At 66.7% G+C, this 16,040-nt stretch carries 14 protein-coding genes; 9 read left to right on the forward strand and 5 right to left on the reverse strand.

Going from position 1 to position 16,040, the window contains the following annotated elements; translation table 11 throughout:
- Window positions 1-5: 5 nt before the first annotated feature.
- Both NMD1_RS12640 and NMD1_RS12645 read left to right on the forward strand, forming a co-directional pair.
- Window positions 6-1,958: a hypothetical protein gene (locus tag NMD1_RS12640; RefSeq protein ID WP_125955105.1), complete on the forward strand. Its 1,953-nt coding sequence runs from the start codon at window positions 6-8 to the stop codon at window positions 1,956-1,958.
- Window positions 1,958-6,577 (forward strand): multiheme c-type cytochrome, encoded by a 4,620-nt coding sequence (locus NMD1_RS12645; protein WP_125955023.1) that lies wholly within the window; start codon window positions 1,958-1,960, stop codon window positions 6,575-6,577. Before NMD1_RS12640 ends, NMD1_RS12645 begins: the two co-directional genes overlap by 1 nt.
- 90 nt (window positions 6,578-6,667) lie before the next feature.
- On the opposite strand, the gene NMD1_RS12650 is transcribed toward NMD1_RS12645, so the two are convergent.
- Window positions 6,668-7,042 carry a hypothetical protein gene (locus NMD1_RS12650; protein ID WP_125955024.1) on the reverse strand — a complete coding sequence of 125 codons (375 nt, stop codon included), beginning with the start codon at window positions 7,040-7,042 and terminating at the stop codon, window positions 6,668-6,670.
- Complete coding sequence (locus NMD1_RS12655) at window positions 7,032-7,235, reverse strand: hypothetical protein (RefSeq protein ID WP_125955025.1); 204 nt, start codon at window positions 7,233-7,235, stop codon at window positions 7,032-7,034. The genes NMD1_RS12650 and NMD1_RS12655 overlap by 11 nt, the downstream gene beginning before the upstream one ends.
- 95 nt (window positions 7,236-7,330) lie before the next feature.
- Here NMD1_RS12655 and NMD1_RS12660 point away from each other — a divergent pair, with 95 nt between their 5' ends.
- Both NMD1_RS12660 and NMD1_RS12665 read left to right on the forward strand, forming a co-directional pair.
- Complete coding sequence (locus NMD1_RS12660) at window positions 7,331-8,008, forward strand: S24 family peptidase (RefSeq protein WP_125955026.1); 678 nt, start codon at window positions 7,331-7,333, stop codon at window positions 8,006-8,008.
- Window positions 8,009-8,078: 70 nt separating this feature from the next.
- Window positions 8,079-8,747 (forward strand): MBL fold metallo-hydrolase, encoded by a 669-nt coding sequence (locus tag NMD1_RS12665; RefSeq protein ID WP_125955027.1) that lies wholly within the window; start codon window positions 8,079-8,081, stop codon window positions 8,745-8,747.
- 44 nt (window positions 8,748-8,791) lie between these two features.
- Here NMD1_RS12665 and NMD1_RS12670 read toward each other — a convergent pair whose 3' ends face one another.
- Window positions 8,792-9,181: an MAPEG family protein gene (locus NMD1_RS12670; protein ID WP_124807978.1), complete on the reverse strand. Its 390-nt coding sequence runs from the start codon at window positions 9,179-9,181 to the stop codon at window positions 8,792-8,794.
- A gap of 214 nt (window positions 9,182-9,395) precedes the next feature.
- Between NMD1_RS12670 and rpmF the strand changes: the two genes are divergently transcribed.
- The 5 genes from rpmF (at window position 9,396) to NMD1_RS12695 (ending at window position 12,504) form a co-directional block, all read left to right on the forward strand.
- Window positions 9,396-9,575 carry a 50S ribosomal protein L32 gene (gene rpmF / locus NMD1_RS12675; RefSeq protein WP_124807977.1) on the forward strand — a complete coding sequence of 60 codons (180 nt, stop codon included), beginning with the start codon at window positions 9,396-9,398 and terminating at the stop codon, window positions 9,573-9,575.
- Window positions 9,576-9,602: 27 nt separating this feature from the next.
- Entirely contained in the window at window positions 9,603-10,685 is a 1,083-nt protein-coding gene (gene plsX / locus NMD1_RS12680) for a phosphate acyltransferase PlsX (RefSeq protein ID WP_125955028.1), read from the forward strand.
- Complete coding sequence (locus NMD1_RS12685) at window positions 10,685-11,659, forward strand: beta-ketoacyl-ACP synthase III (protein WP_190287121.1); 975 nt, start codon at window positions 10,685-10,687, stop codon at window positions 11,657-11,659. Before plsX ends, NMD1_RS12685 begins: the two co-directional genes overlap by 1 nt.
- A 108-nt stretch (window positions 11,660-11,767) precedes the next feature.
- Window positions 11,768-12,067: an integration host factor subunit alpha gene (locus NMD1_RS12690; protein ID WP_124807974.1), complete on the forward strand. Its 300-nt coding sequence runs from the start codon at window positions 11,768-11,770 to the stop codon at window positions 12,065-12,067.
- Window positions 12,064-12,504, forward strand: a complete 441-nt coding sequence (locus tag NMD1_RS12695; protein WP_124807973.1) for a MerR family transcriptional regulator — start codon at window positions 12,064-12,066, stop codon at window positions 12,502-12,504. Before NMD1_RS12690 ends, NMD1_RS12695 begins: the two co-directional genes overlap by 4 nt.
- Here NMD1_RS12695 and NMD1_RS12700 read toward each other — a convergent pair.
- The gene (locus tag NMD1_RS12700) at window positions 12,501-13,046 is read right to left on the reverse strand and encodes a histidine phosphatase family protein (protein WP_124807972.1); all 546 of its coding nucleotides are present in this window, start codon (window positions 13,044-13,046) and stop codon (window positions 12,501-12,503) included. The genes NMD1_RS12695 and NMD1_RS12700 overlap by 4 nt on opposite strands.
- Window positions 13,043-15,835 (reverse strand): ATP-dependent DNA helicase, encoded by a 2,793-nt coding sequence (locus tag NMD1_RS12705; RefSeq protein WP_125955029.1) that lies wholly within the window; start codon window positions 15,833-15,835, stop codon window positions 13,043-13,045. The genes NMD1_RS12700 and NMD1_RS12705 overlap by 4 nt, the downstream gene beginning before the upstream one ends.
- Window positions 15,836-16,040 lie beyond the last annotated feature (205 nt).

Raw genomic sequence — 16,040 nt, forward strand, 5'->3', positions numbered from 1 at the left:
CGCTGATGCAGTCCGCGCCTGCGCCTGCCGAAACGGCAGGCGGCAGCGCACCGGCGCCGGCGCCGGAGGCGGCAACATCGGGCGCGCCGGAGGCGGCATCACCACCCGCGTTGCCCGGCGGCGCAACCGAAGCGGACGACGCCCTGATCGACGGACGCCGCCGCCCCGGCTTCAACAAGGAACTGCCCGACAAGGTCGACCAGACCAACCCCGGCGCGGTTTCCGCCCCGCCGCCCGAAGCCTATTACGACAAGTACGATGGCGAAGGCCCCGTGGGCGCGCTTGGCCTCGATGTCGGCGTGCCGGATCGCTGGCGCATCATGGGGTCGCTCTGCCCCAAGAAGGACCCGCAGACCGGCGCGCGCGATCGCGCGCTGTTCACGCTGTTCCCCAAGCTGGAATACGTCTGCCATTCCACGCTCGATCCCTTCCACCATTCGCTGCTGAAGGGCGATCATCCGCTGTCGAAAGGCCAGCGTCCGGGCTTCCTCAAGGGCGACGACTGGTTCTTCATCGCCAACGCCGTATCCGATACGGTGATCGAACCGCGCACCTTCCCGATTCCCGTCGGCAACCAGACCACCACGCGGCCAAATTCGATCGACGTGTTCGGGCAAAGCAACAGCCTGGTGCTGTCGCAGACCTTCATCGCGGGCTTTTCGCTGCTAAAGGGCATGACCGCGTTCAAGCCGCCCGTCATCGAATACCGCGTGGCCGTGGGCGCCAACATCACCCATGTCGAAGTGCCCGAACGCCGCGTGCTCTATGTGGAACCCTCGAAAGGCACCACGCGCACCACCGGCTTCGTCGGCCTGCAGGAAGCCTTCATCGATTATCACATCGGCCGGTTCGATACGAAGCGCTACGATTTCGTCTCGCTGCGCGCCGGCATCCAGCCGTTTCAGTCGGACTTTCGCGGCTTCCTGTTCAACGATAACCAGCTCGGCGTGCGCCTGTTCGGCAACCGCGACAACAACCGCTGGCAGTTCAACCTCGCCGCGTTCTGGCGGATCGAGAAGGACACCAATTCCGGGCTGAACGACGTGACGCAGCCGCTGCGCCGCGACTGGATCTTCACCGGCAACATCTACCGCCAGGATTTCCCGTTCGTCGGGCTGACCAGCCAGGTCTCGCTCACCTACAACATGAACCGGGAAAACCGCTACAAGTCGGACAAGAACGGCTTTCCCGCGCGCCCTGCGCTGCTCGGCGATATCCGCCCGCGCCAGTACGACGTGGTCTACATCGGTTATGCGGCGGACGGCCACGTCGGCCGGATGAACCTGACCGCTCAGGCCTATGCCGCGCTGGGGGAGGATCGCAACAGCTTCATCACCAGCCGCCCGGCCGTCATCAAGGCGTTCATGGCGGCGGCCGAAGCCAGCTACGACATCAACTGGATGCGCTTCCGCCTTTCCGGCCTGTGGGCCAGCGGCGACAGCAATCCCTATGACGGCACCGAAGGCGGCTTCGACGCCATCTTCGAGAACCCGCAGTTCGCCGGGGCCGATACCAGCTACTGGATTCGCCAGTCGATCCCGTTCGCGGGCGGTGGCCGCGCGGTGTCGCTCAACGGCCGCAACGGCATTCTCAATTCGCTGCGCACGTCGAAGGAACTGGGCCAGTCGAACTTCCTCAATCCCGGCACGGTGCTGGCCGGGGTGGGGGGGGATTTCGATCTGCTGCCCACGCTGCGCGTCTCCGCCAACGTGAACCACCTGTGGTTCCAGAACACCCGCATCCTGCAGGTCCTGCGCAACGAGGGCTCGATTCCCAACAGCATCGGCTGGGATACCTCCGTTTCCGCGATCTGGCGGCCCAACGCCTCGCAGAACCTGGTGTTCCGCCTGTCGGGCGCCGTGCTGCACGCCGGCAGCGGTTTCCGTGACCTCTTCGCGCAGGAAGGTGGCGGCAGCCGCTACTACTCCGTCCTCGCCAACGCGACACTGGCCTTCTGATGACCCAGCCTTCCGCCTTCCGCCGTCCTGCCGCCCTGTTTCGCCGGCTTCGCGCCCTGCCGCTGGCGTGGCTGCTCGCCGCTTTGGCCGTCCTGGCCGTGCCCAGCGCGCTGTGGGCCTCGGGCGAGGAAGTGCCGCAGAAGGTCAAGTACGTCCGCGCCCCCGCCGCCCCGCGCGGCCAGCCGGGCGATACGGCGGAGGAGCAATGGGCCTTCGTCGACCAGAAGAACGCCGGTTGCGTCAGCTGCCACACCGCCAGCGATCACAAGACCATGCATGCCAGCCCGGCGGTGGTGCTCTCCTGCGTCGATTGCCATGGCGGCAACAACCAGGTCGTCGCGGACCGGAGCTGGAACCGGGGCAGCATGGAATACGTGGGCGCGATGAAGGACGCCCACGTCCTGCCGCGCTTCCCGGTAGCGTGGGGCTGGCCTTCCTCGGCCAATCCCAAGCGCTCCTACGCGCTGCTGGCCAAGGAAAGCCCGGAATTCATCCGCTTCGTGAACCCGTCGGACTATCGCGTCGCGCGCGATTCCTGCGGGGCCTGCCACATGAACATCATCGAGGCGTCGGAACGCTCGCTGATGTCCACCGGCGCGATGCTGTGGGGCGGCGCGGCCTATAACAACGGCATCGTCCCCTTCAAGAACTACATGTTCGGGGAAAGCTTCACCCGCCAGGGCGAACCCGCGCTGCTCAAGTCCGCATCGAAGGAAATCGGGCCGGACGGCAAGCCGATGTGGGGCACCGTGACGCCGCAGGAAAAGGCGCGCGGCGCGCTGCCCGTGCTCTATCCGCTGCCGCGCTGGCACACGATCCCGCCGGCGGACGTGTTCCGCGTGTTCGAGGATGGCGGTCGCGCGATCAACCCGCAGTTCCCCGAAATCGGCCTGCCCAACTCGACCGGCCTGATCCAGCGGCTCGACGAGCCGGGGCGCCCCGATCTCAAGCAGTCGAACCGCGGCCCCGCCACCGGCCTGCGCGTCGCCATTCCGGTGCTGAACATCCACAAGACGCGCCTGAACGACCCGTTCCTGTTCCAGATGGGCACCAACGACCAGCCGGGCGATTATCGCTCCTCGGGCTGCGCCTCGTGCCACGTCATCTACGCCAACGACCGCGAACCGCGCCACAGCCTGAACTATGGCAAGTGCGGGCGTGACGGGCAGACGATCACCACCGATCCCACGATCAATTCGCTGCGCGAAGGCCAGCACCGTGCCGGCAAGTACGGCAGCTATGACGCGGCGAAGGAAGAGCACAAGACGCGCGTGCGCGGCACCGTGCTGGGCGGGCAGGGCGGCTATCTGCCAGCCGATGCCAGCGATTCCGCCGCCTCCAAGGACCTCGCCGGCGATTGCGCGCGCGCCATTGCTTCGGCGGAACAGCTCACGTTCTCGCCCGCTGCCGGCGTCGCGCCGCACGGATCGATGGACACGCACGCGATGGGCCAGGTCGAAGCCCACGCGACGGCGGGCCTGGACAAGGCGGGCCATGCCCTGCCCCCTGCCGCTGGCGGTCATGACGATGGCCCGGTGGCGATGCAGGACCGCGAGCGCGGGCATCCGCTGGTCCACGCCTTCACCCGCGCCATCCCCACGGCGCAGTGCATGAACTGCCACATGCACCAGCCCAACATCTTCCTGAACACCTATCTCGGCTACATCATGTGGGACTACGAATCCGACGCGGATTCGATGTGGCCGGGGCCGGAGAATCGCGCGCCGAAGCCGGCGGGCATGTCCGATGCGGACTACCAGCGCATCTTCAAGAAGCAGTTCCACCCGAACATGGCCGAGGCGCGCGAGATTCTCGATCGCAATCCGGAAGCGGCCTCGACCCATGGCCTGTGGCGCGACGTGGAGTTCCTGCGCAACGTCTATGACCTGAACCCGCAGCTCAAGAACACGCAGTTCGCGGACTACCACGGCCACGGCTGGAACTTCCGCGCGATCCTGAAGCGCGACCGGCGCGGCAACCTGCTGGATGATGAAGGCGATATGTCGAGCTACGGCACCGACAAGGCGCACATCGTCAATCCGGACGATCCGGAAAAGTGGCGCAAGAACGGTGCCAATGGGGCCATGGAGGGCAAGTTCGTCGAGCCGGGTCCCGACAATCCCGGCAAGGCGGTCCACATGATGGACATCCACGCCCAGCTCGGCATGCAGTGCGCCGATTGCCACTTCTCGCAGGACAGCCACGGCAACGGCATGATCATGGGCGAAGTGGCCAACGCGGTGGAGATCGGCTGCAAGGACTGCCACGGCACGCCCGACGCCTATCCCACGCTGATGACGTCAAACCTCGCCGCGCCGCCCAAGGGCAACAACCTCAGCCTGCTGCGCAACGCCGACGGCCAGCGCCGGTTCGAATGGATGAAGGCGGCCGACGGGCGCCGCGTGCTGATCCAGCGTTCGATCATCGATCCCAACCTCTCCTGGCGGGTCAGCCTGGTGAAGGATTCGGTCGATGCGCGTTTTGCCGGCAAGGTCGATGATCTGGGCAAGCCGATCTTCAATCCCAAGGCGGCGCGCGCCAAGCTCATGGCGAAATCCGCCGCGCAGGATGGGGTGTACAAGTTCGGCACCGGCGTGCCCAAGGAGCAGCGCGCCCACCGCGATGACGACATGGCGTGCTTCACCTGCCACCTCTCGTGGACCACGTCGTGCGCCGGCTGCCACCTGCCGATCGAGGCGAACTGGAAGTCCACCACGCACAAGTACGAAGAGGACTACACCCGCAACTACGCGACCTATAACCCGCAGGTCGCGCGCGACGACATGTTCCAGCTCGGCAAGCACCAGCGCAACAAGACCTCGGGCTCCGATCCGGTGCAGTTCGACAAGGATGGCAACCCCGTCAGCGGCAAGGCGATCACCGCGCCGATCCGCTCGTCCTCGGCGCTGATCCTGTCGTCCACCAACATCAACCGCGAACGGATCTACGTGCAACAGCCGCCGATCTCGGCGATCGGTTATTCCTCGCAGGCGTTCGCGCCGCACTTCCCGCACACCGTCCGCAAGAACGAGACCAAGCAGTGCACCGACTGCCACCTCAGCCAGCAGGACGATAACAACGCGATCATGGCGCAGCTGCTGCTGCTCGGCACCAATTACGTGAACTTCGTCGGCATGAACGCCTGGTTCGGGCTGGACGGCGGGTTCGAGGCGGTGCGCGTCACCGAATGGGACGAGCCGCAGGCGGTGATCGGCAGCTACCTGCACCGCTATGCCTATCCGGATTATTGGAAGCAGCACGTCGAGAAGAACGGCCGCGAGCTGAAGGACTGGACGCGAGGCGGCGTGATCGATGGCAAGCTCTCCGAAGAGACCAAGGGACGCGAACAGTTCACCAACGTCACCAAAGGCACCTCGGACGCGGTCCGCTGCCTGCAGATGCGCGGCGAATACATGTTCGTGGCCGAAGGGAAGGGCGGCTTCCGCGCCTATGATATCGCCTCGGTCAGCAACAAGGGCTTCTCGGAACGGATCACCACCGCGCCGTTCTCGCCGCTGGGGCATGACACGCATGTGGATACGAAGAACGCCACCTGCATGGCGCTGCCCACCAACCAGGCGATCGCGCCCACGCGCAACACGCCGGAACTGCGCCATCTCAACCAGGAGCAGCCGTTCTCGCCGATCTACCATTACGCCTTCGTCACCGATGCCGTGGAAGGGCTGATCGCGGTCAACGTCGATACGCTGGCCGATGGCGAGTTCCGCAACAACTTCTTCCGCCGCGCGCTGACGTTCAATCCGGACGGCGTCCTGACGGGCGCGCGGCACATCACGCTTGCAGGTGACTATGCCTATATCGTCACCGACAAGGCGCTGGTCACCGTCCACCTGCCCAAGCCCTGGTCGCCGGGCAAGCCCTGCGAGGCGAGCGAGGAGAAGGGCGGTGAGACCTGCCTCGATCCACGCGTCACCTCGGTCGTGCCGCTCAAGGACCCGCGCGCCACGGCGGTGCAGTTCCGCTACCTGTGGGTGACGACGGCCAACGGCCTTGAGCTGATGGACGTGACCAACCTGGCGCAGCCGGTGCCGGTGCCGCAGGCCACCGTTCCGCTGACCGATGCCCGCCGCGTCTATGTCGCCCGCACCTATGCCTATGTCGCGGCCAAAGCGCAGGGACTGGTGATCGTGGACGTGACCGCGCCCACGCGCCCGGCGATCCAGCAATCGTTCACCGCCGACGGGCAGTTGAACGATGCCGAGGATGTGATCGTCGCTTCCACCAACGCCTCGCTGTTCGCCTATGTCGCGGACGGGCGGAACGGGATGAAGGTGGTGCAGCTTACCTCACCGTCCAGCCAGCCGAACTTCTACGGCTTCTCGCCCGAACCCCGGCCGGAACTGATCGCGTGGGCGCACACGCCCAGCCCGGCGCTGGCGCTCTCTAAGGGGCTGGATCGCGATCGCGGCGTGGATGAAACCGGCGGGCAGATCGCTATCTTCGGCCGGCTGGGATCGCGTCCGTTCAACCGTGGTGAGATGGAGGAACTGTTCCTCAACGATCGCAGGGAACCGTTCCGGGTCTCGAACGCTGTCGACATGAATCTCTGGGTAGGGGCGACAACTGCACCGCAGCTGATGGCCCGCCCCGACCGCTAGTTTGCGCTTCTGACGGTTTGTGGAGAGGAATGGCCGCGCACCGGGGTTTACCCGGGCGCGGCCCCTTGAGCGTTCAGGCCCCGATCGGTTTCACGATGCTTCCAGCAAGAGGATGTCGATGTCCAGCTCCAGCCGCGGGGCGGGCAGCAGGGTGTGGTCTGCCCGCGCCACGCTGGCGTCGGCCACCAGATGGCCGGGGATGTGGAACGGGTGATCGGGCAGCACTGCGATCAGGTGTTCGCCGTCCTCGATCGCCTTGGTTTCGTCGAAGCGCAGCGTGAAGCTGTGGCGCGCGCCGGAAAAGGTCACGCTGGCCCACGGCGTTTCGCGTTGGCTGATGAGGATGGCGCGTGCGCCCGCCAGGGCGCTGAGGGCGTGCCATAGCCGCTCGCCGGCGGTGCGGTGGCGGCGCGGCGGGCGAGAGGCGCGCGGCGCGTCCCGAAACAGGGCATGATCAACCAGCATGGGCATCGCTCGCGAAGGTCTCCGGCTTGTAGGTGTTCATGAAATGTTCTACTCGGGAGATCATTTCGGGGCGGGGCTCGCGTCCGTTGCGCATGTCCATGACCAGGCGCGGGTCGTGCGCGGCCATGCGGCCGAACCGAGTCACCGGCATCCCGGTGCGCAGCAGGAATTTTTCGATCTTGCGGATGAGCACGGTGCAATCTCCCTCGCGAATCCATTTAGGATTTTTCTTATGTTGACGGACAAATCCTACAAGTCTAGGAAAAATCCTTCGACAGTGGTGGGTGCATGACCGGAACCGATCTTCAGGCCCGTGCACGGGTGCGTCTGCTGGAGCTTGCCGGCGGGCGCGGCGTTAGCCTTTCGGCGCTCTCGGGCCTGCTGGGGCGCAATCCGGCCTATCTCCAGCAGTTCGTGCGCAAGGGCAGTCCGCGCAAGCTGGAGGAGGACGACCGCCGCGTTCTCGCCAATTTCTTCGGCGTGTCGGAAAGCGAGCTCGGCGCGCCGGCCCATGCGGCTTCGGGAAGCGCGGTCGCGGTGGGCGGCGTCGCCCGCGCGCTGGCCGATTGGGCGGATATTCCGCGCCTGCCGCTGGGGGCCTCGGCCGGTCCCGGAGCGCTGGCGCGGGACGAAGCGCCATCGGGCCAACTGCGCTTCTCGGCCCGTTGGCTCAAGGCCCAGGGGCTCGATCCCGTCGCGCTGTCGGTGATCGCGGTGGAAGGCGATTCGATGGAGCCGACCTTGCGCGACGGGGACGAGATTCTCGTCGATCGCACGCCGCGCGCGTTGCGTGCCGGTATCCACGTCATCCGCCTTGACGACATGTTGCTGGTCAAGCGCCTCGAACCCGGCCCGGCCGGCACGATGCGTGTGATCAGCGACAACCCGGCCTATCCGGCCAGCGAACGCGCGATGGGTGAGGTCGACGTGGTTGGACGCGTGGTGTGGAAGGGCGGGCGCCTGTAGCGCGCCGATTATGGCACGGTGGATGGCTCGTCCCTTGCCAAGCGCCACGCGACCCGCCATTTCCCCTTGCATGACCGAAACCGCCGTGCAGCCGCCGATGAAGGTGGCCATCATCCCCGTTACCCCGCTGGAACAGAACTGCACGCTGGTGTGGTGTACCCGCACCATGAAGGCCGCGTTCATCGATGCCGGCGGTGATCCCGAGCGGTTGAAGGCAGCGATCGCCAAGGCGGGCGTCACCATCGAGAAATTGCTCGTCACCCATGGCCATATCGATCACTGCGGCGTGACCGGCATTCTCGCAAAAGACCTGGGCGTGCCGATCGAGGGGCCGCACGAGGCGGACCGCTTCTGGATTTCGCGCCTGGACGAGGACGGCAAGCGCTGGGGCATCCCCGGAGAGCCGTTCGAGCCGGACCGCTGGTTGAAGGATGGCGAAAAGGTCACGATCGGCGAACTGGAGCTCGACGTGATCCACTGCCCCGGCCACACGCCCGGCCACGTCGTGTTCTACCACGCGCCCTCACGGTTCGCGATCGTGGGCGACGTGCTGTTCCAGGGCTCGATCGGCCGCACCGATTTCCCGATGGGCAACCATCAGGATCTGATCGATTCGATCACGCAGAAGCTGTGGCCGCTCGGCTCCGACGTCACGTTCGTGCCCGGTCACGGGCCGACCAGCACGTTCGGGCTCGAGCGCCAGACCAATTCCTATGTCAGCGATTACGTGCTGGGATAAGCAATGGGCCGGCCGGGCTATGCGCGCGGCCGGCCCGTAATCGGTCAGGCGTCCAGCACGATCGAAACGGCCCAGACGGCAAGGCACAATTGCGTCAGCATCGTGGTCAGCGTGCCCACGCCGCGCAGGAAGCCCAGCGGGCCGCCGTCCATGCCGATGCCGTGCGCCACGCGGCCCAGGATGAAGATCGCGGCGGCGCCCAGCAGGAAGGGGTTGCCGGCGCGTGCCAGTTCGATCCCGCCCACCATCACCAGCACCACCGGTGCGTTTTCAATGAAGTTCAGTTGTGCGCGCATCCGGCGGATCAACGCTTCGTTGCCACCGTCGCCCACGCTGATGCCGGTGGCGCGGCGCACCATGCCGACCCGAATGGTAAGCCAGATATTCAGCAGCGCGGCGGCAGCGGCCGTGCTCAATGTGACAGGCAGGATCATCCTCTCGTCCACTCCCCTTGTTGTCCGCACGATTGCTAGCCCTGTTGCGCTTGCAAAGCACGAGAAATTCCGTATAGGCGCGCCTTCGCCCGCGATAGGGGCGACTCCCGACTTGCCGTTCCGCCGCATACGCGCGCAGGGGTTGTGCGGAAGGCTTGTTTTCCCTATCGCGCCCGTAACAAACAGTTTCGCAAGATCAGGAACAGGTGCCGAAATGGCCGTCCCCAAAAGAAAGACCTCGCCGTCCCGTCGCGGCATGCGCCGCAGCCACGATGCGCTGAAGGCGGAAGCATTCCACGAATGCTCGAACTGTGGTGAACTGAAGCGTCCGCACATGCTGTGCAACGCCTGCGGTCACTACAACGGCCGCGAAGTCATCGCCGTCGGGCTCTGATCCCATCAATTGGGGGGTATTCGCACAATGAGCCTGCCGCGTATCGCTGTTGATGCGATGGGCGGCGATGAGGGCGTGCGCGTGATGGTCGAAGGCGCGGCGCTGGCCCGTCGTCGCCATGATCGCTTCAAGTTCCTGCTGGTCGGGGACGAAGAACGCATCAAGCAGGCTCTCGAAAACCACCCTAATCTGCGCGCGGCGACGGAAATCCTCCATGCGCCCGATGTCGTCTCGGGCGATGAGAAGCCGACTCAGGCACTCCGCCGCGCGAAGACGACGTCGATGGGGCTCGCCATCGACGCCGTGAAGCGCGGCGATGCCGGCGCCGCCGTCAGCGCGGGCAACACCGGCGCGCTTATGGCGATGGCCAAGCTTTCGCTGCGCACGATGCCGGGAATCGACCGGCCCGCGCTTGCGGCGCTGCTGCCCACGATGGGCGAGCACGATCTCGTCATGCTCGATCTTGGCGCGAACACCGAATGTGACGCGCGCAATCTCGTCCAGTTCGCGATCATGGGCGCGGCCTATTCGCGCATCGTCACCGGCCTGCCGGCGCCGCGCGTGCGCCTGCTCAATATCGGCACGGAAGAGACCAAGGGCACAGAGGAACTCCAGGCCGCCGCGCAGCAGCTCAAGGACGCCAACGCCAGCCTCGCGATGTCGTTCGATGGCTATACCGAGGCGGACAAGCTTTCGCGCGGGGACGTGGATGTGGTCGTGACCGACGGCTTCTCGGGCAACATCGCGCTCAAGGCGGTGGAAGGCGCGGCCCGCTTCGTGGCGGACCTGCTCAAGCGCAGCTTTGCCAGCTCGCTGCGGTCCAAGGTGGGCTTCCTGATCTCCCGCCCGGCGACCGAACTGCTCAAGCATCATCTTGACCCGAACAACCACAACGGGGCCGTGTTCCTGGGCCTCAACGGGATTGTCGTGAAAAGCCACGGCGGCGCTTCGGCGCTGGGCGTGGCCAATGCCGTGGCGGTCACCGCTCGGTTGCTGGAGGAAAATCTGACCGAGCGTATCGCGGCCGACCTTGCCAGCGTCGGTGCTGAGACCATCCGTTCCTCCAGCCGCCGCAAGACCGCCGCCGCGCAAGACGAGACGGCGGCGTGATGATTCGATCGGTGATTACGGGCAGCGGTTCGGCGCTGCCGCAACGGTCGGTCTCCAACGCCGAACTGGCAAAGATGGTTGATACGACCGACGAATGGATCGTCGAGCGCACGGGCATCCGCAACCGCTACATCGCCGGGGAAGGCGAAACCACATCGAGCTTGGCCACCGATGCCGCCCGTCGGGCGCTGGAAGCGGCCGGCGTCGATGCCTCGCGCGTCGACCTGATCGTGCTCGCCACCGCAACGCCGGACCAGACGTTTCCCGCCACGGCCACGATCGTCCAGCACAACCTGGGCTGCAACGGCGGCATCGCGTTCGACGTGGCGGCGGTCTGTTCCGGCTTTCTCTACGCGATGGCCACGGCGGACAGCATGATCCGCACGGGGATGGCTAAGTGCGCGCTGGTGATCGGCGCCGAAACCTTCACGCGCATCCTTGACTGGGAAGACCGCACCACCTGCGTCCTGTTCGGCGATGGCGCCGGCGCGCTGGTGCTGGAAGCGCGCACGGTGGCCGATGATGACCGGCAGGCGCCCGGGATCATTGCCTCGCGGCTTCATGCCGATGGCCAGCACAACCAGTTGCTTTATGTGGATGGCGGCCCGTCGACCACCGGCACGGTCGGCAAGGTGCGGATGAAGGGGCGCGAGGTGTTCCGCCATGCCGTCGTCAATCTTGCTTCGGTGCTGGAAGAGGTGCTGGCGGCATCGGGTTACGCGCCGTCCGACATCGACTGGGTGGTGCCGCATCAGGCGAATTTCCGCATTCTCGACGCGACCGCGCGCAAGCTGGGGCTGCCGGCGGAAAAGGTCGTGGTCACGGTGGATCGCCATGCCAACACCAGCGCCGCCTCGGTGCCGCTCGCCTATGACACGGCGGCGCGCGATGGAAGGATCAAGCCTGGCGACCTTGTGATGCTGGAGGCGATGGGCGGCGGTTTCACCTGGGGTGCCTGCCTCGCGCGCGTCTGATCGCGGAGATTTCATCCGAATTCCCTTCAACCCCAAGGCATTGCATTGCCATGCAGACGTTTTGCATTATGGTGTGACGGAGGGGTTTGCATTGGGGGAACCAAACGGATGCGATCGATAGGCACTTTGACCCGGGCTGATCTGGCGGAAAGCATCAACCGGCGCGTCGGATTGTCGCGCGCGGATTCGCTGGATATGGTGGAATCGATCCTGACGCACATGAGCGACGCGCTGGCCACGGGCGAGAACGTCAAGATTTCAGGCTTCGGCACTTTCCTGTTGCGCGACAAGACCGAACGGATCGGGCGCAATCCCAAGACCGGTATCGAAGTGCCGATCACGCCGCGCCGGGTGCTGACCTTCCGTGCCAGCCAGATGCTCAAGGATCGCATCTGCGCCGGTGGATGAGCGGCCGGGGCGTCTCTGTTTTCCAGGACGGCAAGGATCCTGGCGCGCTCCGCACCATCGGTGAGGTGGCCAGGGGGCTGGGCATACGGCCCCATGTTCTGCGGTACTGGGAAGAACAGTTTCCCATGCTGCGCCCGCTGACGCGGGCTGGTGGGCGGCGATATTACCGCGCGGAGGATGTGGCGCTCGTTTCCGAGATCGACCGTTTGCTGCACCGCGAAGGCTATACCATCCGCGGGGCGCGGCAGGCGCTCGGGGGCAAGGCGCGTGGAGCGCGGCCTGTCGCGGTTCCATTCGTGTCCGATCCGGCGCCGGCCAGCAGCGATGAGCTTGCGCGGGCAGAGGATGTCCTTTCGGCTCTGCGCGTGCTGTACGGCCGTCTGGAAGCGGTGCGCGATGGGCTTGCCGGCGCGCTCGCGGAAGCCGAAGCCGTTTAGTCGATCAAGACCGGTCCCAGCGCGGGGTCGAGATCGCGCGGGCGGGTAAGCGCCACCAGCCGCGCGCAGTTTTCGTCAATGTCCGACCAGCGGTCGATATCCAGTTCCAGCACAGCAAAGGTCGCGGTGGGGAACTTCTGTTCCACCACGTCGCGCAACGGGCTGCTGCCGTCGTCGGGCACCAGATCGAAGATCAGGTCTTCCAGGCTGGGATTGTGCCCTACCATCAGGATGCTGGCGGGATCGCCTTCCACTTCGCGCAGCAGGTCCATCAGCGTGGCCGAACTGGCCAGGTAGATGCGCCGGTCCCATTCCACCGGAAAGCCGTGGCCCCACGCCGTGCTCGCCTGCTCGATCGTTTCCGCCACGCGCACGGCGGGAGAGGCGAGCAGCCGGTCGAAGCGCCAGCCGCCATCGCGGATGAAGCGCCCCATCACTTGCGCGCCCTTGATGCCGCGATCGTTCAATGGCCGGTCGAAATCGCGCGCGCGCGCGTCGGACCAGTCTGATTTGGCGTGACGGAAAAGCGCAAGCGTCTTCACGAAAAATCCCCGGCAGATCCGGCGCTGGCGCCGGCGTTGGCGATGGTTGCCGAAGCTCCAGAAACACCGCCCGCCACGCTTTGTAAAGCCACATCGAGCGTGACGCGGCGAACGGGCGTGCCGGGCGGAAAGGCGCCCAGCAGGCGCGACGGGAAGGCGGAGGACAGCACCACGAAAAAGCCCCTGTCGTCGGCCGAACGGATCAGCCGCCCGAAGGCCTGCGCCAGCCGCGCACGGATGATGCGGTCGTCATATGCCTGCCCCCCGCCGGCCAGACGGCGCGCGCGGTGAAGGATGGACGGCTTGGGCCAGGGCACCTGTTCCATCATCACCAGCCGCAGCGAATGACCCGGCACGTCCACCCCGTCGCGCAGCGCGTCGGTGCCCAGCAGCGAGGCGCGTGGATCGTCGCGGAAGATGTCGACCAGCGTGCCCGTATCGATCGGATCGACATGCTGGGCATAGAGCGGCAGCCCGGCGCGGGCGAGGCGGTCGGCGATACGGCCATATACCGCGCGCAGCCGCCGGACCGCCGTGAACAGGCCCAGCGCGCCACCGCCCGATGCCTCTATCAGCCGGGCATAGGCGCCGGCCAGCGCGGGAATATCCCCCTTGGGCACGTCGGTCACGATCAGCACTTCGGCCTGGCTGGCATAATCGAACGGGCTTTCCGCCGAGAACAGGCGCGGGGTCATGTCGAGCCAGGGCGCGCCGCTGCGGCGGATCGCGCTGTCCCAGTCGCCGTTGTCGGGTGAATCCCCCCGACCGCCACCGGCCCGGTCGCGCAAGGTCGCGCTGGTCATCATCACCCCGTGCGCGGGCGCCAGCACGGTGTTGGCGAACGGCTTCATCGGATCGAGATAGTGGCGATAGAGGCCGATGTCCCACTCGCGCCCGTCGGAGCGTTCCACCGCCAGCCAGTCGACGAAATCGGGATCAGCGGGGCCGCCGAGGCGGCTGAGCAGGGCGATCCACCCGGCGACCAGATCGGTCCGCCAGCCGATGGCGCCGCGCGCGCCCTCGATCCGTGCGCGCGCCGGCCCGTCGAGCCAGTCGGGGCCGTCCTCCACGATCGCTTCCAGCCGCAACGCCAGCCGGGCGAGGGGCTGCCGCAGCGCCTCGAGTGCTTCCTGCGCGCGGCCGGCAACCTCGATGAAGGCGCCATCCATCTGCGCGATTTCGGTTTCCAGGCCATAGCCGGCTTCCTGCCCGCCGCTTTCATCGCGGGCATGGACCACCGCGCGCGTCGCCGCGAGCAGGGCTTCGAGCGGGCCGATCGGCGCGTTTTCCTGCAGCCGCGCCAGCCATCCGTCGGAGGGCAGCGCCTCCGCCGCCTCGCGCGCCTGCGCAATCGCCCGCGCGCCTTCCTCGTCATAGCTCGCCACGTCGGCCAGCCGCGCCGAAAGCCCGCGCCGCCGCCCGCGCGATTTGCCTTCGGGGCCGATCACCCAGCGGCGCAGCTCGATCGTCTCCGCACCGGTGAGTGCGGCGGAGAACGTCGAATCCGCGGCTTCGAACACATGGTGCCCTTCGTCGAACACGATCCGCGTGGGGCGCTGCGCGGCATCGCGGCCGCGCGCGGCGTTGACCATGACCAGCGCGTGGTTGGCGATCACCAGTTCGGCATCGGCGGAGGCGCGCACCGCGCGCTCGATGAAGCATTTGCGGTAGTGCGGGCAGCCGGCATAGACGCATTCGCCACGCTGGTCGGTCAGCGCGCTGATCCCGCGCTTGCGAAACAGCGTGCCCAGCCAGCCGGGCAGGTCGCCGCCGATCATGTCGCCGTCCTGGCTGTAAGCGGCCCAGCGCGCGACAAGTTGCGCCAGGATCGCCGCGCGCCCGGCGAAGCCGCCCTGCAGCGCGTCTTCCAGGTTCAGCAGGCACAGGTAGTTCTCGCGCCCCTTGCGCACCACTACCGGTGCCTTGCCGTGGCGCTCGGCCGGAAACGCCCGCCGGCTTTCGCGCCGCAATTGCCGTTGCAGGGCCTTGGTATACGTCGAAACCCACACGGTACCGCCCGATTTCTCCGCCCATAGCGAGGCGGGGGCGAGATAGCCGAAGGTCTTGCCGGTGCCGGTCCCGGCTTGCGCCAACAGCATGTGCGGCTGGCCCGAACCGGTGCCGCGCGGCGGGCGCGGCGCGAACATCCCGGCGGCCTCGCGCGCATATGCTCGCTGCGCTGGTCGCGCTTCGGCGTCGCGGCCGGTCAGCACGGCAAGCCGCTGCTCCACGTCCTCCCCGGACAGCGTTACCTGCGCCGGCTGCGGGCGTTCGGCCGTTTCTTCCCATTCGGGCAGGCGCGTGAACAGCCAGCGTTCGGCGCGTTCGGGCCGCCGGATGCGGGGGGCAAGCAGCGTTGCCCAGGGCCAGCGCATCCGCACCAGCGATTGGAGCGCCGTCCAGGCGCCTTCGCGCTCGGCCCAGTCCGGGCTTTCGCACACCGCCAGCAGGGCCTCCGCCGCTTCCTGCAACAGCAGCGGCACGGCATCGTCGCTGGCCGGCTCCGCAAGATTCAGGGCATGGGCAAGGCCCTTGGGCGTGGGCACCACGAACCGCGCCGGGTGAACGAAGGCATAGAGTTCGAGCAGGTCCAGCCCGGACAGGTCCGGATAGCCCAGCCGGCTTGCCACCAGCGGGGCGTTCAGCAGCAGCAGCGGCGTATCGGCCGCAGCCATGATCGCATCGCCCTTGCCCACCGCGCGCGTGGACGGGCTGCCCGTCAGCGCGGCATCGCGCAGCCAGCAGCCGCCATGGCTGGCATGGAGCGCGGGAAGGGTAAGGGCAGCCATCCGTTCCGCATAGAACGGAACTGGAACGCGGGGCAAGCCATGGCCTGTCGCGTTTCCCGATGCGCCGCTGCCTGAAACGGCGAAGATTGGGGATTATCAAGCTAAAACAATCATATGATTGGCAGAGATCATGCTGAAGCGATCTTTGCCCGCGGTCTACGTACTGACACGGATGCCCTGAAACCCCCCGCTTCCACACCGGTCT

The sequence above is a fragment of the Novosphingobium sp. MD-1 genome (assembly GCF_001014975.1).
In the GTDB taxonomy this organism is placed as follows: domain Bacteria; phylum Pseudomonadota; class Alphaproteobacteria; order Sphingomonadales; family Sphingomonadaceae; genus Novosphingobium.